The organism is Rhodoferax sp. GW821-FHT07F03 (assembly GCF_059418745.1).
Window position 1 is genome coordinate 38,560 of record NZ_JBWKQM010000015.1, and the last position, 18,125, is coordinate 56,684.

15 protein-coding genes are annotated in these 18,125 nt (G+C 52.1%); 3 read left to right on the top strand and 12 right to left on the bottom strand.

Annotated elements, in window-relative coordinates:
- The first annotated feature begins 235 nt into the window (after positions 1-235).
- The 3 genes from AC07R0_RS21625 to AC07R0_RS21635 are packed head-to-tail and all read left to right on the top strand — an operon-like array spanning position 236 to position 4,307.
- Positions 236-2,830 carry a xanthine dehydrogenase family protein molybdopterin-binding subunit gene (locus AC07R0_RS21625; protein WP_495106399.1) on the top strand — a complete coding sequence of 865 codons (2,595 nt, stop codon included), beginning with the start codon at positions 236-238 and terminating at the stop codon, positions 2,828-2,830.
- The gene (locus AC07R0_RS21630) at positions 2,827-3,342 is read left to right on the top strand and encodes a (2Fe-2S)-binding protein (protein ID WP_495106400.1); all 516 of its coding nucleotides are present in this window, start codon (positions 2,827-2,829) and stop codon (positions 3,340-3,342) included. The genes AC07R0_RS21625 and AC07R0_RS21630 overlap by 4 nt, the downstream gene beginning before the upstream one ends.
- A complete protein-coding gene (locus AC07R0_RS21635) occupies positions 3,339-4,307 on the top strand; it encodes a hypothetical protein (RefSeq protein ID WP_495106401.1) in 969 nt (322 codons plus the stop codon). The genes AC07R0_RS21630 and AC07R0_RS21635 overlap by 4 nt, the downstream gene beginning before the upstream one ends.
- Positions 4,308-4,363: 56 nt before the next feature.
- Here the strand turns inward: AC07R0_RS21635 and ahpF are convergent, their stop codons facing one another.
- The 12 genes from ahpF to AC07R0_RS21695 all read right to left on the bottom strand — a co-directional run bounded on the left by ahpF (position 4,364) and on the right by AC07R0_RS21695 (position 17,862).
- Entirely contained in the window at positions 4,364-5,935 is a 1,572-nt protein-coding gene (ahpF, locus tag AC07R0_RS21640) for an alkyl hydroperoxide reductase subunit F (protein ID WP_495106402.1), read from the bottom strand.
- 126 nt (positions 5,936-6,061) lie between these two features.
- The gene (gene ahpC / locus AC07R0_RS21645; protein ID WP_490592802.1) at positions 6,062-6,625 is read right to left on the bottom strand and encodes an alkyl hydroperoxide reductase subunit C; all 564 of its coding nucleotides are present in this window, start codon (positions 6,623-6,625) and stop codon (positions 6,062-6,064) included.
- Positions 6,626-6,753: 128 nt separating this feature from the next.
- On the bottom strand, positions 6,754-7,671 hold the full coding sequence (locus AC07R0_RS21650; RefSeq protein ID WP_495106403.1) for an NAD-dependent epimerase/dehydratase family protein: 918 nt from the start codon (positions 7,669-7,671) through the stop codon (positions 6,754-6,756).
- Entirely contained in the window at positions 7,664-8,545 is an 882-nt protein-coding gene (locus tag AC07R0_RS21655; protein WP_495106404.1) for a glycosyltransferase family 2 protein, read from the bottom strand. The genes AC07R0_RS21650 and AC07R0_RS21655 overlap by 8 nt, the downstream gene beginning before the upstream one ends.
- A 55-nt stretch (positions 8,546-8,600) precedes the next feature.
- Entirely contained in the window at positions 8,601-9,575 is a 975-nt protein-coding gene (locus tag AC07R0_RS21660; protein WP_495106405.1) for a glycosyltransferase family 2 protein, read from the bottom strand.
- Positions 9,576-9,619: 44 nt separating this feature from the next.
- Positions 9,620-10,573, bottom strand: a complete 954-nt coding sequence (locus AC07R0_RS21665; protein WP_495106481.1) for a GDP-L-fucose synthase family protein — start codon at positions 10,571-10,573, stop codon at positions 9,620-9,622.
- Between the two features lie 14 nt (positions 10,574-10,587).
- A complete protein-coding gene (gene gmd / locus AC07R0_RS21670) occupies positions 10,588-11,676 on the bottom strand; it encodes a GDP-mannose 4,6-dehydratase (RefSeq protein WP_495106482.1) in 1,089 nt (362 codons plus the stop codon).
- Positions 11,677-11,773: 97 nt separating this feature from the next.
- Positions 11,774-12,772, bottom strand: a complete 999-nt coding sequence (locus AC07R0_RS21675) for a lysylphosphatidylglycerol synthase transmembrane domain-containing protein (RefSeq protein ID WP_495106406.1) — start codon at positions 12,770-12,772, stop codon at positions 11,774-11,776.
- Positions 12,769-13,155 carry a GtrA family protein gene (locus AC07R0_RS21680; RefSeq protein ID WP_495106407.1) on the bottom strand — a complete coding sequence of 129 codons (387 nt, stop codon included), beginning with the start codon at positions 13,153-13,155 and terminating at the stop codon, positions 12,769-12,771. The genes AC07R0_RS21675 and AC07R0_RS21680 overlap by 4 nt, the downstream gene beginning before the upstream one ends.
- Positions 13,152-14,462: an NAD(P)/FAD-dependent oxidoreductase gene (locus AC07R0_RS21685; protein WP_495106408.1), complete on the bottom strand. Its 1,311-nt coding sequence runs from the start codon at positions 14,460-14,462 to the stop codon at positions 13,152-13,154. Before AC07R0_RS21685 ends, AC07R0_RS21680 begins: the two co-directional genes overlap by 4 nt.
- A gap of 1 nt (position 14,463) precedes the next feature.
- Entirely contained in the window at positions 14,464-15,399 is a 936-nt protein-coding gene (locus AC07R0_RS21690) for an NAD-dependent epimerase/dehydratase family protein (protein ID WP_495106409.1), read from the bottom strand.
- Positions 15,400-15,534: 135 nt separating this feature from the next.
- A complete protein-coding gene (locus tag AC07R0_RS21695; RefSeq protein ID WP_495106410.1) occupies positions 15,535-17,862 on the bottom strand; it encodes a hypothetical protein in 2,328 nt (775 codons plus the stop codon).
- Positions 17,863-18,125: the final 263 nt, after the last annotated feature.

The window sequence follows — 18,125 nt, forward strand, 5'->3', positions numbered from 1 at the left end:
ATTCGCCTATTTCATGCCATAGACAAGAATGATACAAGGTGTTACACCGGCGGCCTGCTTTGTGCCTCGTGCGGTGAGCCATTTGTGCAGGCCGGCCAGCACTAGCAATAAGGAAGGATCTGACTTGAAAAGCCTGTTTACCTTATCACGACGAACATTTATCCAGACCGCTGGAGCGGCTAGTTTATGCGTTGTGTTCAATCGTTTGGCCCTAGGTGCCACTGATCCCACCGCAGTGCCGCCACCGACGGGCCAACCCGCGTGGGGCGATACTCCTGGCAAGGCCCGGTTTCGTATCGATGGCATTGCCAAGGTGACCGGGCAGAAGATTTATGCGCGCGATTTCCGTGCCCGCGATATGCCCGGTTGGCCAGCCCAGGAGCAGGTGGGCATGGTCTTGCGTGCAACGGTGGTGGATCGATTGTTTGAGCGCATAGACCTGTCGATGCTGCCGGAAGCGCTCAAGCCCACCAAGGTTGTGACGCAGGAAGATTTGCTGCGCGACCACATCGACGTTCCCTGGTTTGCCCAACCACCGGCTACATGGCCCAGTGGTTTGCTGGTGGGCAAGGGGCAACGCCCTGTCTTCTTTGGGCAGCCCGTGGCACTGCTGCTGTTTCGCAATTTTGAAACCTGGCGCCAAGCTAAGCGCTTGCTGCAATTCAACCCCGATGTGCTGTGCTACGGCGATGTCGTCCGCATCCCGGAGGTCCACCAGGGATATGCACCTACCACCCAGCTAACGCGCTACGCAGATGCGGCGGGCGTTGGCTTTTCACAGGTGGAGAGCGGCAAAAGCAATCCATTTGCCCATCCTCCTACCGCCGTCGATTGGGTAGCGCGCACCTTGCGGGGCGATATAGATCAGACTTTTCGCAAGCCCGGTATTCGCAGCTTTGAGGGTACGTATTCCACGCAGGTGTTGGACCCGATGTTCATGGAGCCGGAAGCAGGCCTGGCATGGCGCAATGGCGATACGCTGCATTTGGTGATGGGCACGCAGGCGACCAATGGCGACCTGTCATCCACCTTCGGCTTGTTCCAGAACAAGGAGTGTCCGATCAAGGTGAAGACGGTGGTGCTCAATTCTTGCTACCCCGGCGGCGGCTTTGGCGGGCGAGATACATCGACATTCCCTCCTTTGCTGGCCCTGGCTGCGGCTTATGCTGACGGGCCGGTGCGTATTGCACAAGACCGGTACGAGCAATTCCAGTCTGGTTTGAAGCAGTTGGACTCCACCATGCGGCAGCGTATTGCGGTGGACCGCGACGGTCGCTTCGTGGCTTTTCAGAGCCACCAAGACCTGCGCTCGGGCGGCAATAACAACTACAGCCAGTATGTGGCCGAGCTGGCCGCCTACTGTGGCACCGGAGGCTACAACATTACTCAGGCGGCTGTGGATGCCCGAGCCGTGCCGACCGATGGTGTGGTGGCCGGCTCCATGCGGGGGTTTGGTGGCCCACAGGCTAGCTTTGCGGTGGAGAGTCTGGTGGACGAAGTGGCAGTGCGCCTGAAGCTGGACCCCATTGCCTTGCGTGAACGCAATGTACTGCGCAAGGGTGACCGCACGGTAACCGGCACACCGTTGACCCAGCCTATGCAACTGGCTGAGATTTGCCGTCTGGCGCGCGAGCATCCTTTGTGGGCACAGCGCCACACACACAGGCATACGGCCGAGCATTTGTATGGAGTGGGCTTTGCGCTGGCCAATCAGGCCTTCGGCACGGGTACGGATGGCGTGATGGCCGAAGTCTCGATTGCGCAAGACGGGCAGCTCACGGTGCGCACCAATTGCGTGGACATGGGCAATGGTTCTGCCACCACCTTGGCCATCAGCACGGCCAAATACGCCGGTGCCAATGCCACGTTGGCCAATATGGGGGAGGCCGCGTATTTCACGCAGCCATTGGGTTTCACCGATACGTCGGACACCAATGCCTGGAACAACCCGCGTTGGACTGCGAGCTGGGCCATGTCGTCCAGTGCCTGTTTGACGGCGTTTCACCAGGTCCATGTGGCGGAGCAGGCCAGCCTGGTTCTGTTTGAAACTGGTTTGCTGCCGGCTGCTGCGCAGCTGTGGGGGGTATCGACTGACACCTTGCGTGGGCACACCCAGTGGCGCGACAGCCAACTGGAGGCGCCCGGTTTGCCGCCGCTGGATCTGGTAAGGATTGCTGGCCAGTTGTATGCCGGTGGTCTGCCTGCTGCGGCCATGGTGCATGCGGTTTACCAAGGGCAGTGGGTGTCGGCCGACTACAAAGTCGGGGACTGGAGCGGCAGCTTGCCTTTGGATGGCTTGTCCACCAAGCTGGCCAATCAACATGATTGGCGGCGCCACGACCGGACCCATACCGTCGCCCCCCCTGCGAACGCCAGTTTGTATGGGCGTAGTCTGTTTTCGCCTTCGGGTGCACTGGCTGCTGTGCAGATCGAACGCCGAACCGGCATTGTCAAGGTTCTGCAGATTGAGCTGTTTTTGGATGCTGGCAAGGTTATCCAGCCTGATCTGCTGCAAGGCCAAGCCCAAGGTGGTGTGGCCATGGGTATTGGCTACGCATTGCTGGAAAACATCCCCTTGCGAGGGGAGGGCGGTGGCAACGGTCGCTGGAATCTGGATAACTACCACGTAGCTTTGGCTGGCGATGTGCCATTGGAAAGGCTGGGGCTGACCGTCCTGCCCACTACTGAGTCCACTGCCAAGGGTATTGCTGAGGCCGTGCTGTGCCCGATTGCTCCGGCGATTGCGAACGCGGTGGCGTTTGCCACTGGCCATCGGTTTTATGAACTCCCTATGACCCCTGAAAAAGTGCGCAAGGTATTGAGAAAATGAACCAGTCCATCACTATCCATATCAATGGTCAAAAGGTGCAGCGTGAGGTGTCAGACGATCTGGCGCTGATCGACTTTCTCCAGGAAGACTTGGGGATGACCGGAACCAAGCTGTGCTGCGGCATCGGTGTTTGTCGTGCTTGTACCGTGGCGGTGCAACGCACCCCACAGAGCCTGCCCCAGCCATTGCTGGCGTGCTCGACCCCTGCGGTGCTGTTGGACGGCGAAAGCATCACCACCATCGAAGGCATAGGCCAGCCTGAGCATATGGACCGTATTCAGCAGGCCTTTTTGGACCACTTTGCCTTTCAGTGCGGGTACTGCACTCCAGGCTTTGTTATGGCCACCCATATGCTGCTGGAGCGTCTGCGTTTGGCCCCGATTCCTGTCTCGGATCTGGACGCGGCCATTGCCAACGCATGTGGTGCCCATATCTGCCGCTGCACCGGCTATGTGCGGTATTACGAAGCGATCCGTGCGCTGGTTACAGAGGAGAAAGGGCTGCTTGTATGAAGCGTTATTTACTCAGTATGGTGCTGCTTATGGCGGGGGCTGCGCATGCGCAAGGCATTATCGAATACGGCCAGGAGTGTGCAGACAAGGTGGCTCCCATACCCGCATTCAGTTGTGAAACCGGCGTGGCTGTACCCATCGCCGTGGATGGGCGTACACCCGATAAGTACACCAAGAACATGCTCTGCGACCGGCCCTCTCTGCTGCCGCCAGACAAAGGGCAGAAGACCGATGGTCAATGCGTGCCGTACTCGCGAGCGCTGGTGTTGCGCGACGATGACCAGGCACAGATCAGCGCCTTTTGCCGGCAGAAGATGATTCGCCCCGCTGACACCCATTTGTATGATGAGGTGGATATCGTGGCCCACAACGTGCGCACCGGCAGCACCTGCTGGTTCCAGGCCAGCACACGTAAGCCACTGAAACAAAACGAGGGCGTCGATGGCCGCAAGGTACCGCCGCCCAACCAGGCGCAGCCTTTGCCCGGCTATCCTCCTGCGCAGACCTTCTGGAACAAGCCGAGTCTGACCGCCGCGAAGAACTGCGTGCAGTGCCACGACAGCGGCCCTTTCATGTACAGCCCCTTTATCGCCCAGACACGTATGGTGCCTGGTGATCCCTTTGGTTTGTACAAAAATGATATTGGTAAAGATTTTCAGCGCTGGGCTGTACCTTTTTCCATCAGCACCCGCGGCAACGCATGTACCACCTGCCATCGCATAGGCAACATGAATAGCTGTAACGTGGCCATGTGGCAGTCCATTGGCCAGGGGCATACCGAGGGGCTGGACGCGTGGGGCAAGAAATTCCCCCAGTCGCATTGGATGCCGCCTGGCAATCTGCACAGCGAGGTGCAGTGGAATGAACAGTTTGTCCGCAGCGTGCGCATGCTGGCTGCGTGCTGCCAGGACCCCAAGGGGGCTGAGTGCCTGACCGGCGGCTACACGCAGTCGGGCAAGCCCTGAGTTGTTTCAGCCACGGGTGCTGGGCATCCGTGGCTGGACGTCTACTGGCTATATCTTCAGGCTACGGCAGGGGATGAGCTGCGGATCAGATGGTCAAATGCACCCAGCGCTGCCTTGGCGCCATCGCCTGCGGCGATGATGATTTGCTTGAAGGGTACGGTCGTCGCGTCACCCGCCGCGAACACTCCGGGCACCGAAGTCTGACCCCGGTTGTCCACGATGATCTCGCCGTGCTTGCTGAGTTCCAGTGTGCCCTTGAGCCATTCGGTGTTGGGCACCAGGCCGATCTGCACAAAGCAGCCTTCCAGCGCTATGTGGTGGCTTTGGCCGCTGGTGCGGTCGGTATAGGTCAGGCCGTTCAGCTTGTTGCCGTCACCGGTCAGCTCGGTGGTCTGCGCTGACATGTGAATGGTCACGTTGGGCAGGCTTTGCAGCTTTTTGACCAGCACCGCATCGGCACGCAGGGCATCGCCGTATTCGATCAGGGTCACATGCGCCACCAGTCCGGCCAGGTCGATGGCCGCCTCGACACCCGAGTTGCCGCCGCCAATCACCGCCACGCGCTTGCCCTTGAACAGCGGACCGTCGCAGTGCGGGCAATAGGCTACGCCCTTGTTTTTGTATTCCTGTTCACCGGGCACGTTGACGTTGCGCCAGCGCGCGCCGGTAGTCACGATCACGGTCTTGGATTTGAGGGAGCCGCCATTGGCCAGCTGCACCTCGACCAGGCCGCCGGGCGTGGTGGCGGGGATCAATTTGTCGCCACGTTGTAGGTTCATTACATCTACGCCGTAGGCCTTCACATGCGCGTCCAGGCCCATGGCGAATTTCGGGCCGTCGGTTTCCAGTACGGAGATGAAGTTCTCGATCGCCAGTGTGTCATTCACCTGCCCGCCAAAGCGTTCGGCGGCAATGCCGGTGCGGATGCCTTTGCGGGCTGCGTATACGGCTGCTGCGGCGCCGGCAGGGCCACCGCCGACTACCAGTACGTCAAAGGCTTCTTTGGCTGAGAGCCGGGCGGCATCTTTGTCGGCTGCGCCAGTGTCGAGCTTGGTCACAATCTCTTCCACCGTCATGCGGCCCGAGCCGAAATGGCTGCCGTTCAGGTAGATGCTGGGTACGGCCATGATTTCGCGGGCATTGACCTCGTCTTGGTACAGTGCGCCGTCGATGATGACCGTTTTGATTTTTGGGTTAAACACCGACATCAGCGTCAGCGCCTGTACCACGTCCGGGCAGTTGTGGCAGCTAAGGGACAGGTAGACCTCGAAATTGAAGTCGCCGTCCAATGCCTGGATGCTCTCGATCACACCGGGTTCGACCTTGGGTGGGTGGCCACCGGTCCACAGCAGGGCCAGCACCAGCGAGGTGAATTCATGACCCATGGGGATAGCGGCAAAGCGCAGGCTCATAGCGCTGCCGATGCGGTTCAGGCTGAAGGAGGGCTTGCGGGTGTCCGTTCCATCCGTCTTCAGCGTGATCTTGTCGGATAGGGCTATGATGTCTTCCAGCAAGCCACGCATTTCACCAGCGGCCTTGCTGTCATCCAGGGAGGCCACAATTTCAAACGGTTGTGTCACCCGTTCTAGGTAGCTTTTGAGTTGTGATTTAAGGCTATCGTCCAACATGGTGTTCTCTTCCTATCTCGACTGTGCTGCCCATATTTTGGGCGTGGTTATCCAACACCCGCTACCCACCTCGTGGGTGCGTAGCGGGCTGTAGCGGCCTTTGGATGCCGCTTACGTCATGCAGATTTAGATCTTGCCGACCAGGTCCAGCGAAGGGGTCAGGGTTGCAGCGCCTTCGTTCCACTTGGCGGGGCAGACTTGACCTGGGTGGGCGGCGGTGTACTGAGCTGCCTTCAGCTTGCGTACGGTTTCCTTGACGTCGCGGGCAATTTCGTTGGAGTGGATTTCGGCGGTCTTGATCACCAACTCGGGGTTGATGATGAAGGTGCCGCGCAGTGCCAGACCTTCTTCAGGGATGTGCACGCCGAAAGCGTTGGTCAGGGTGTGGGTAGGATCACCCACCAGAGGGAACTTGGCCTTGCCCACGGCAGGCGAGGTTTCGTGCCACACCTTGTGCGAGAAGTGCGTGTCGGTGGTAACGATATAGACCTCGGCACCTGCCTTTTGGAACTCGGCATAGTTTTCAGCCGCGTCTTCGATTTCGGTAGGGCAGTTGAAGGTGAAGGCGGCCGGCATGAAGATCAGCACAGACCACTTGCCTTTCAGTGTCTCATCGCTCACGGTAACGAACTTGCCGTTATGGAAGGCTTCGGTCTTGAAAGGCTGGACTTGGGTATTGATCAGAGACATGTGGTATTCCTGTAAAAGCTTAGGCTGCACGCGGTATGCGTCGCTTGCCAATGTCAATAATAGGCTATTAAACGGATGTCGCTGATTAATAATTTGTATTATGCCAATAGCACTCGATATGTATTTTCTTAGCTCGTACGCCGAGGCGGCTTCGCGATAGAGACGGTGGCAGGTTCCAATACAAATTTTCTAGGAATGAATCCAAAATCACGCGTTGCTTCTGAATGGTCAAAAACCATATCTCTGTTCATGCGCTCCGCCATGGCCGAAGACCAAGTTCGATAGCGTGGGACTTGACGCATGAGCACCACGGCCATGCTAAACGCCCACAAAGGAACAGTTAAGAGGCGTGGAGAGGCTCCAAGCATGGCAAAAATGCGGCTAATCATGTCCCGGTAGGAAAGTGTCTCACCACCGGAAATGTTGTACGTGCGGTTTGCAGCCTCAGGCGACTGTAGTGCCGCCAAACATGCGGCTGCTACGTCCTCTGCGTGTATCGGTTGGCGTTTGCCTTGCGCGGCTCCGAACAAAGGGAAAAAACCGAAGCGACGTATGAATCCTGCAATTTCTGAGATATTTTTGTCCCGGCCTTGGTCATAAATAAGTGTAGGCCGTAGCACCACCCATTCCACGCCACGACCTTCTGCCCAGACTTGCAAGCTATCTTCTGCGTCGGCGAGTTGTCGGGCAATGGCTTGCTCATGTATGTCGGTGGACGTGTCCTTGGTGAACCGGCTGGTGGAGGAAAGGGCAACGATGCGGCGCACCCCGCAGCTTTCCAGCATGGCAAAATATCCGGGCAATACCCAAATGGGGGCTACGCAAATCCAATAAGGTATGGGCTCGACGTCTGTACCGCTGGACTGTAGTTCAGTGGGCAACTGTCGCCACTCAATATCTGAATCTGCAGGGGCTGCGGTACTTCGGCTGAAGGCAATTGCCTTTTCCGTGATTTTTGAAATACCCGGCAGGACGTGTGCGCCAACCATGCTCCTGGCTCCTAGTATCCCCAGCGAGGTTGCATATTTCGATGCACTGTCAGTCATGGGATTTTTCCAACGACTGCCTACCGCGTTTGGCAAGATGATAAGCGGCTAACAGTGAGAATCTGAGCCATACTCCTACCGAGACCAAGCTCATGAATATGCCTGGGTACTGGTGCTGGAAGAATTTGCGATAGAAGCGCATCATGCCTTTGTGTTTGTGCCACTCAACGAAAATAGGCCGGCTGCGGCTACTAACACCTAAGGCATGGGTGATTCGGGCTGAGGGAACGAACAAAATCTTCCAGCCCTTCTGTGTAAAACGTACACACCAGTCCAGATCTTCACAATGCAAAAAATATCCTTCGTCCCATAGGCCTACCTCTTGGATCGATTGGCGTTTGACCAGCATGCAGGCACCAGAAATTGCCTCTACGCTGACAGGGTGACTTGGCAAGGGTTGTTTATGTAAGTGAAAGTCAAAAAACAGCTTGGGCCAGCGTTTTTCGTATCGGCTCAAACCAAACGCCCGTACGAAAGACCTCCAAGGGGTGGGTATTGCTCGTCGACCGCCGCCTTGCTCTGAGCCATCGAGGTTCATAAGCAGTCCGCCCACCATTCCGACGGATGCATCGCTTTCTATATATTTCAACAGTTCTGATGCTGCGAAAGCAGCCAGCCGACAGTCAGGATTCAGAAAAAGCACATGCTCACCCGTGGTTCTTGAGAAACCAATGTTGCATGCAGTTGCAAATCCCAAATTGCTGGTATTGCGCACAATCTGAACGCGCGGATCATTGGCAAAAAGGCGTGCGCAACTGTCGGTGCTAGTGTCCATGGACGCGTTGTCGACGACTACAATTTCCCCTACCTGGGGCAAGGCAGTCTCCACACACTCCGCCAGCAGCTCACCGGCGTTGTAATTAACTATCACCACGGAAATCAAAATACGCCCTTTGTTCTTTGGCTATCACACAATATAGTGTCTGATCTCAACCCGACTCCAACAAATCACGTGCCACGCAATGCAGGCCTCGACCAAATTGGTTGTATCGGCCCGTAAGCAGTTCGCGAAGCACAGGAGCCAAACGAGCTAAGCGACACTTAGGGAGGTTTGCTCTAAAGCGCTGGTGCACCAATTTCGCATGTAGCTTTGCAATAGTTGTCGCAGGTATGGATTTATCTAGTCGCTCCAATCTTTCAAGAAGAACTTCCACCTTTGTAGCGCGTGCACTCAGCGTGTCGTCGCGCGTCGCAAAAGCCTTCTGAATTTTCCATAGAAGCGTTTCGCGTCGTGCTCCAATCTGGTTTGCCGCATGTTGGCGGTAATTAATCAGTCTATCTTCCATCACGTCTACAAGCCCTATGCAAGCTGCTACGATGGCCAGCCATTCGTCGTGCAACCACTCCTTGGGAAATGGCAGCGCATATTGCAATAAAGAACGGTGAAATAGGGTAGTTGCACCAGTTACAAGATTGCGCCGCAAAAAAGCATCTAGCGCGCGCCCTGTGTGGATCCAGTCTAGTTCGAAACCTTGGACTTCAATTGCATCAAAGAGTGACTGAGATAAATCGCCCCCCGTGGAGTCGATAAGTTTTGCGTTGCTATGCAGCAACAATAAATCGGGTCGTTGTACAAACTCCTGGGCCATGCGAGCGAGTCGGTCCGTATGCCAGACATCGTCTTGGTCGCATAAAGCTATCAGATCACCCGTACACGCCTTGATTGCTTGTTCAAAGTTTTTAACGACTTTGAGCGGCTGACTATTACGTAATATGAGTAGCCTCGGGGGAGGATTGGATTGCTTTAAGGCTTGGTTAGCGATGACAGCCTGTGCCAATTCCACACAGCGATCACTCGACGCATCATCCGATAGAACAATCTCGATGGGCTGCAAACTCTGCTGGCAAATACTCTCAATTTGCTCTTTGATGAATTGCCCGCCGTTGTAGGTGCACAAGGCCACAGAGATAGAGTTTGTGCCGAATGGTTTCGGCGAGCTATTAGAGCCTAGATGCACAAATAATTTTCGTAAGCTCGTTGGATGCCTGCTGGCAAATCAATCGTAGGGGACCACCCTAAATTTCGGATTTTGGATACGTCCATTACCTTGCGCATAGTACCGTCAGGTTTGCTGGTGTCTTGGACAAACTTCCCTTTATAGCCAACTACACTCGCAACGGTTTCCGCTAGGGCGCGGACGGTGAGATCTTCACCCGAGCCGACGTTGATTAGCGGACACAACGACGGGTGCGTCAGTGCGTCGTAGCGCTTATCTTCCAGAGCTGCTAAGAATACCAGTGCCTTGGCCAAATCATCTACATACAGGAACTCACGCTTGGGAGTACCGCTGCCCCAGAGCACGACTTCGTCTGCTCCAGAGAGCTTGGCGTCGTGCATCTTGCGAATCAGCGCTGGCAGTACATGCGAATTGTTCAGGTCGTAGTTATCGCCTGGCCCATACAGGTTCGTGGGCATTGCCGCCAGCCACTTGGTGCCATATTGGCGGTTGTACGACCAGCACATTTCTATGCCAGCAATCTTAGCCAGGGCGTAAGGGCGATTGGTTGCCTCCAGAACCCCTGTCAACAAATACTCTTCCTTGATTGGCTGAGGGCAGTCGCGTGGGTAGATACAAGAGCTACCCAGGAATACCAGCCGATCCACTTCAGTGGCATGTGCTGCACGGAAGATATTTGCCTCGATGAGCAGGTTACTCATCAAGAAATCGACCGGATAGGTATTGTTAGCGTGGATGCCACCGACCTTAGCCGCCGCCAAGAAGACCACATCTGGCTGTTCTTGCTCAAAGAAATGCTGCGTAGCGGCAGCGTCCACCAGGTCAAGTTCGGCGTGGTTGCGGGTTACGAGGTTGAGGTATCCATCAGCCTGTAGAGCGCGAACAACCGCACTACCGGCTAGACCCCTGTGACCCGCCACATAGATTTTGCTATTCTTATCCATGGCGACCAAGAAAATTACTCATGGTAATCGTACGTGGCGAAGCCGTGCTTCTTCACCAATTCGTCGCGTTGGGCACTTTGCAAATCTGATTGCACCATTTCCGCTACCAGCTCTTGAAAGCTAATTTTGGGAGTCCAGCCTAACTTCTGGCGTGCCTTGCTTGCATCCCCTAGGAGCGTCTCGACTTCGGTTGGGCGAAAGTAGCGGGGATCCACTTGGACAATGCATTTGCCGGTAGCCGTATCGAAGCCTTTTTCATCTACGCCTTGGCCCTCCCATCGGATGTGGATGCCGAGCTCTTGAGCTGCAATATTGACAAAATCACGCACGCTGTATTGCACTCCGGTGGCGATGACAAAGTCTTCAGGAGTTTCTTGCTGCAGCATCAACCACTGCATTTCGACATAGTCCTTAGCATGGCCCCAGTCGCGTAGCGAGTCCATGTTGCCCAGGTACAGGCAGTCTTGAAGATTGAGCTTAATGCGCGCCAATGCGCGCGTAATCTTGCGCGTGACGAAGGTTTCGCCACGGATTGGGCTTTCGTGGTTGAACAAAATACCGTTGCAGGCGTAGATGCCATAGGCCTCGCGGTAATTTACCGTGATCCAGAATGCGTACATCTTGGCAACCGCATATGGACTGCGTGGGTAGAACGGTGTAGTTTCCTTCTGCGGAGTTTCTTGCACCAAGCCATACAGTTCGGACGTGGAGGCCTGGTAGAAACGGGTTTTCTTTTCTAACCCCAGGATGCGTATGGCCTCCAAGATGCGGAGCGTACCGATACCGTCGGCATTGGCTGTGTACTCAGGCGTCTCGAACGACACAGCCACATGGCTCATCGCGGCCAGGTTGTAGATTTCATCCGGCTGCACCAGCTGGATGATACGAATCAGGTTAGTCGAGTCCGTCAGATCGCCATAGTGCAACTTGAAGTTGGCATTGTCGACGTGTGGTTCTTGGTAAAGGTGATCGATGCGGTCCGTATTGAACAAGGACGAGCGGCGCTTGACGCCGTGGACGACGTAACCTTTCTGCAGCAAGAGTTCGGCGAGATAGGCTCCGTCTTGGCCGGTTACTCCGGTGATGAGTGCGACTTTTGATATGTTCAATTGATACTCTTGTGGTTTAAGCGAGGTCGTAATAAGCAGTGCCAGACAATAATGCGCCCCTTTGGCTAGGAAGCTGCTTCACATTATGGATTTAATCAGAATTTTTGCGTGGCCCAAATGGTTTGGATTTCACAGTAAGTAACGCGCATATTCCGATCAAGATCCCTGTCCAAAGTGTGACCAGCCGCGTGGCCATCGCGACAGAGATGGCGAGCCCCGTGTCTATGTCATGCTCGGCCAGTTGCACCACCAAGGCCGCCTCCATCGCGCCCAGACCGCCTGGTACAAGGCTCGCAGCGCCCAGCAACGTGGCGTCGACAAAAATTTCAATTGCGACGGCATTAGGCAGCCCCATCGCTAGTTGATTGCAAAACCATGCAAACACACTGGCTTGGATGCCGTAAGCAATAGCTGCAGCACACGAAAAATGCAAAACGGTTAGCGGATGCCAAAGACGCGCCCACTGCTGTAGTGCTTCAATTGCAAGTTTGCCAGGATGCTGGGCGTGCCTTGGCTGCAGGGCGCTCCAGCGTTTCAAGAGTTCTGGGCGAAGCACAAGGACGCGAAATGCAAAGCTACCACAGGCAATGGCTAACAAAGCAAACGCTGCAGAATTTGGCAAGCCGGTTTGCCACCAGCCAGCCATCGCCCCCAAGAGAGTCACACCCAGCACATCTGATAGCCTGTCGGCAAGAAACGCACCAAGGCTTCGTGCTGCAGGCACACCTAGCGGCGCCAGCAATACCGACCGAAAAGTTTCCCCCAGCTTTCCTGGCGAGGTGGTAAGTGCAATACCCGCCAGATAGACCCTTAAGTTGGTCAGCCATGGCACCTGGCTACCGAGCCAGTAAAGAGCCAGATGCCAGCGGGCAAACCGAACCAGATACGCCAAGCTTGCTGTGCAAGCGCCCGCTATTAAGCTAATAGCTCCAAGTTGGGTGAAGGCATGTATCACCAGTGCCCACCCGCTCCATACTATGCCACACAGGTACAGAGAGCAGCCGCCGAGGATGAAAACCACGAGCCAGCGAACAAATTTCGGATAAATCAACCGCTGCGACCATGCAGCGGCTATGGCCGTCTCGTTCATTTAAATGTCAACATGCGATGTCCAAAATAGCTGGTAACCACCGGTACCAACACACCTGCCAAGTGCGCAATAGCTTCTACGTGGCTGTTGATACCCATACCAGGTAAGACCCAGCGCGCAAGAAGCAAGCTAATGGCGAGTGTCTGCAACACAGCCAGTACATTGACTACCGCAAACTTGGCAAGTTGGGGCCCTAAAGCGCCTCTGCTCGTGGTGAAAACATGCTGCCGCATCAAAATAAATGCCACTGTCATGCCAACCAAATAGGCCAAAACAATGGCAACGCCATATTCAAGCCAATAGCTAAACACTAGCCGTGAGCCCAAATTGGCAGCAGCGGCAATGCCCCCCGCCAATACGAAGCGAACAAACTGGGGGGTCACGCCGTTATCTCGGTTGCGGCTGCTGACGTGGCCAAGTTGCGACCAAACCCGATGCTCTCTGAAATGCCACGGTCTTCGGGATAATAGTAGGAGGTATCTGCAACCCATAGCCCTTTGATGGGAAGCGCCGCAGGTGGCAATCTGTCCAGGTAACCCGGATCACAAATAGGCTGCGCGTACCGGTACCGACTCGCCCGTATATCAATAAAGTCAGACTCCACGAGTTGTGGATTGATCTTCATGCAATAACGGCGTACTTTCTCCAAAAACACCTCGTCAGAATCCTGGTATTTTGAATGCTCGCCGGGCATGTAAAAAGGCACATACAGCACGTGCGGGTCTAAGGGGCGTAAATTGCTATATTCAACGAGACCAGGAATATCCATATCTGGGTCGTTAATATTTAACCAGAAATTTTCGGTTAAAGGTTTACGCAATTTGGCGATAACGCAAACAACTGCAATATTTTTAAGTGTGGAAAATTGTTCCAGAATCTTGGCGGGCAAATCAGGCATCAACCGCGACACATAAGGCAGCGGAACGGTGCTGATCACTTTGTCGAAGGCTTCAAAGCCAACCGCCGTTTGTACACCTGTTACCCGTCCATCTTCAATTGCGACTTTGGATGCCGGTGTCGACAGACGAATCTCCCCACCATTTGCTTCAATGGCAGTTTTTAGCCCGTCCAGCAGTGTCTGCGAACCACCTTCCAAGTATCCCAGCTTCTCCTTGAACAGGCTGTACCGCGAGCGGCCAATCCGGCGAATGCGGCTCCATATCCATGCGGCAGAAAGATTCGATGTGTAGTCGTAAAACTTGTAGTCAAAGAGCCGCCGCCATAGCACTTCGTACGCTTCGGCGCCCACCCAACGTTTGATCCAGCCGGTAGCCTCTACGTTGTCAAGCGGTTGCCAGTTGGTGCGTTTGGTCGAAAGAAAGGCATGCAAGCCATAGCGGAATTTGGCGGAAAAACTAAGCCCTTTAAACGTCAATAAAGCCATGGGGTTACCCCAGGGCTGTAATCTGTTTTGGTACCAATAGCCCATCTTTGTGGCGACCCAGCGCATTTTGGATGACAGATTCAGTTCGTCGAGAATTTTCAAGAATGCAGAGTCGGATATGCAATGAAAATGGTAATACCGTTCAATTGATAACCCACTAAAATCAAAAGTAGCCGTCATTCCACCCACGCGATTATCCGCTTCAAATACGATGGGATGGTGACCATCCAATGCCAACTGGTAGGCTACTGCCAAGCCCATAGGTCCCGCGCCAAGTACCGCGATGCGTTGTTGTGTTTTTGTCATCTTAGAAATCCAATGCTACCTGGCCGTAAACCGGATCGTTGAATGTTTCATAAATCGCTTCAGAAAAAGGAGTGGACCGCACGCCAAAAATTCCTGGCCAATCGATGACTTCAAATTCATCCTTGGCCACTAAGGCCTGTAGTTGCTGCGTAGTGAAGGGGGGATTCTTGTCAAACAATGCCCAAGTCCACAGAAGTACATAGAAAATTCCATATGGAATCTTGAGCACACGTGTCTTGGCTTTTGTTGCGATTTTTATCTCTCGAATAATATCAATGTAATCTACCCGCTCATGCCCCGTAATATTGTAAATACCGTTGCGGGCATCATTTTCAATGCAGCTGATAATCACATTACAAAAATCGCCAACATACAGCGGCTGGCGCATAAAGCGGCCGTCACCAGGAATAGGGAAAACTGGAACTTTCGCCATAAATCGAGAGAGCCAACCCAGGTGCTTGCGATCAAACCAACCAAACATCAGAGTCGGTCGCAAGATGGGGCATGTAATGCCGCTACTCAGTACCATCTTCTCTTGTTTCTTTTTTGTATCGGTATAAAAGTCATCAGCTACGGATTCCACCACTGAAGAGCTGATGTGTACCAAACGTGGCACTTTGTATTTCTTGATTTCATCCAGAATCAATTTTGTCGCGGTAATGTTATTGTCAACAAAATCTTGGTAATCTAAACCACCAATCTGGGCTTGCAGCATAACCACCACATCTGCTCCTTCAAAATGGCGTTGCCATGCGCCAGGCCTTGAAAGATCGGCTAATTCAACAGTAAGACCGGGCTGAATTTTTTTCAGAATTTCAATGTTTGTTTTGTGCTTATCGATAACGACGATATTGGTACATCCTTTTGCTCGGAGCCGAGCAACAAGATTTTGACCAACCAAGCCAGCGCCGCCAGGCAGTATTATTTTGATGCTCATTTAATATTTTTTGTAAAATAAATTAGAGATCATTGGGGGTGGTATTTATATGCTAATGGAATTGCTGTGGGTGATTTGGGGTGAATTTTATTATTTATCAAATTGAATGTAATTTAGTCTTTTTGAGTTGATAACTTATTGAATTTCAATGTCATTTTTAAATTGAGGGCAACGAATAATATTTCCATGCTTTTTTAATCCTAATCCCAGCTTGTAAGGGCCGGATAGCCCTCCGACATCAACAATGGCACTGTATCCAGAGCGCTCCATGGATGAAGCGTTGAAGTGGGTGGCTACATCTGGTCGATTGTTAACTAAAGTCCTTGCCTCAAAGACGTCAGATCCAGATGTTAAAAGAATAACTGTTTCCACATCCTCTGGAAAACGATCAGTGCTTGTAGTATTCCATCCTTTAATGGAGAGATAATTTTTGACATTAGTGGTTCCTGGTTTGGCAAGCGCTCCATTTATCGTGTCAATCGAGCCTACACATTGCCCGAGCGCCGGTGCATTTATTTTTGAAGGTTTAGTTATTTCAAGCATTTCAAAGGCCCGATTCCTTTGAGGCACCTTCAATCCGTAGAATTTGACACTGAATTCCCGTTGCCATTCTAATTTAATTCCATTTTTCTCATGCAATTCTACGCTGGCAACACGTTTTCCGTTTAAAAAATCCGTTCCAGCATAAAGGGTCATGAATTCACGACCGCTTTCCACAACTGGAGAAATAAGGAATTGTGTCTGAGTCATTCCGGAAACAATTCTATATTCATTAACTTGGCCATTTAGAAATTTAACTTTGATAGTTAATTTGGATGGTTTAAATAGCAATGATTTTGCCTTGCCGAAGAAGTTCTGCATCAATGACATTGTCATATAAACTTGCCCATCAAATTCAGGAATGGCAAAAGCCTCATCAAAACGAGAAGTCATACCTCCTAAATTAATAAGTTTTGATTTTTCGAATTCATTTCGACGCAAAATAATATTGTCGCCCACCATGGTGATCGGATCATACATGCTTAAAATGGATGGCCAACTTAATCCATCCTCAAGCGTGGGGAGTCGTCCATCAATCGGCTGAACAGTAAATATTAAATTATCAGGAGCATGCTCGCCGATTAAATGGTCGGAATTTAATTTAAGCAATGATGGTGTATATGCGGAGTAGCTCTGAAATACCGGACGGGGGTTCCACTTAGAGCCCGAGGCAAGTAGGGCAGCTTGAGCGTAGGAATAGATATCCGTTGTTCCATTTAACAGTGGAAGCCCGGTTTGGGTGGCGATATTTTGCATTCTAGCAAGAAATTCTTGATTGAATTTCTGCGGAGAAGTAATTCTATATTCTATACCTTCGATCGCCTTTTTAATTCTGTCTAACGTCTGATTCGCGACCTGATGTGGATTGGTTACGGCATTTGCGGCAAGCACGATAAGGCCTGCAACGATTGCAACAAGAACCCCGAAGAAACTGCGTAGAGACGGCTGCATAAAGGGCCATAATATTAATGCAATCATTATTAACGCTAGGCCGCTTAATGCAGCATGACTATCATCCCGAATGAAGCCTGCTTTAAATGCAAGGAATAAATAAACAGCGCATAGGCAGGTTGTTGCTAGTGCTGGAATTTTTCTTACGCGGCGTGCATCGAAAAATGCTAATATTAAAATGATGGCGCCGGAAATAAATAAATATACCAAGCGTAATTTTCCATCGATTGCCATGGCCTCGGTATATCCCGATATGATTGGGAGAGCATTTTCCAGATAAAGATGGAAATCTGATAGCGGCTGTCCAAAAGTAACCCAAATAACCAGGCAGGATGTAATTGGAATTAGTATTGAAAAAAAAGAAATCCAATATTTCCGTGCGTGAATAAGAAAAAGGAAATTTAGAATAATGCAAAATCCGCAAATAGCTGAAAAACTCAATTTAATGAGCGGTAATAAACCAAGTGACGGCAGAATGAATAGGAATAAAAAAATTTTTTTGCGAGGCTTCACGGTGTTTTCTGATAATCCCGTGAATAAGGTGGTCGTAGAAAGAAGGGGGATTAACATAAAAAAGGCATCTTTTCTATAGCCGAATGCGAGAGTTATTGCGGCAATAAAAAGCATGGTAATATATTTTTTTTCATTGTGAAGTATTGCGTATACTCCTATGAATAAGGATAATGATATGTATATGGATAACTGTAGGTATACGAAATCATATGTGCCGGAATAAATTGAGGTATAAAGGTTTGAAAGTGGTCCAAATGTAAATGCAATTTTTCTACCTATGCCTATGCCATTTTCGACCGCGTGACTCATTCCTAGCGCCCATGACGGATCTAAGTCGTTGGATGGGAACTGGGGATAAAATGGAACATACGAAACAATCACGCCAATTAGAAGCAAGATGCAAGCGACACTCCAAATCAATTTTTTGAAAATAATTGGAAAATTGTTTGGTTGTTTCATGCGATTAATTTTGATGATTGAGAGGATTTGAAATGCAGTTTTTTTTATTCTCAAAAATAAACCTAAAGTGGCAGTTGGGGGGAGCTGTTGAACTCCAGTGCTAGTGCAGACCTCAAGCCAATTCTGTCAACTGTTGCGTGTTCAGTGCGATGGTTCTGTAACCGAGTATTGGTGTGGCGTACAGTTGATTTTGATGGTTTTATTCATTTGGATGTGATGTGGACCACTGAGAAGATAAGCACGTATGTGAGTCGGTGTTTATG

Excerpts from the sequence above, each read along its gene's own strand:
- ahpC (WP_490592802.1), bottom strand. The coding sequence starts at position 6,625 with ATGTCTCTGATCAATACCCAAGTCCAGCCTTTCAAGACCGAAGCCTTC.
- ahpF (WP_495106402.1), bottom strand. The coding sequence starts at position 5,935 with ATGTTGGACGATAGCCTTAAATCACAACTCAAAAGCTACCTAGAACGG.
- AC07R0_RS21630 (WP_495106400.1), top strand. The coding sequence starts at position 2,827 with ATGAACCAGTCCATCACTATCCATATCAATGGTCAAAAGGTGCAGCGT.
- AC07R0_RS21635 (WP_495106401.1), top strand. The coding sequence starts at position 3,339 with ATGAAGCGTTATTTACTCAGTATGGTGCTGCTTATGGCGGGGGCTGCG.
- AC07R0_RS21650 (WP_495106403.1), bottom strand. The coding sequence starts at position 7,671 with ATGACTGACAGTGCATCGAAATATGCAACCTCGCTGGGGATACTAGGA.
- AC07R0_RS21695 (WP_495106410.1), bottom strand. The coding sequence starts at position 17,862 with ATGAAACAACCAAACAATTTTCCAATTATTTTCAAAAAATTGATTTGG.
- AC07R0_RS21675 (WP_495106406.1), bottom strand. The coding sequence starts at position 12,772 with ATGAACGAGACGGCCATAGCCGCTGCATGGTCGCAGCGGTTGATTTAT.
- AC07R0_RS21690 (WP_495106409.1), bottom strand. The coding sequence starts at position 15,399 with ATGAGCATCAAAATAATACTGCCTGGCGGCGCTGGCTTGGTTGGTCAA.
- AC07R0_RS21685 (WP_495106408.1), bottom strand. The coding sequence starts at position 14,462 with ATGACAAAAACACAACAACGCATCGCGGTACTTGGCGCGGGACCTATG.
- AC07R0_RS21665 (WP_495106481.1), bottom strand. The coding sequence starts at position 10,573 with ATGGATAAGAATAGCAAAATCTATGTGGCGGGTCACAGGGGTCTAGCC.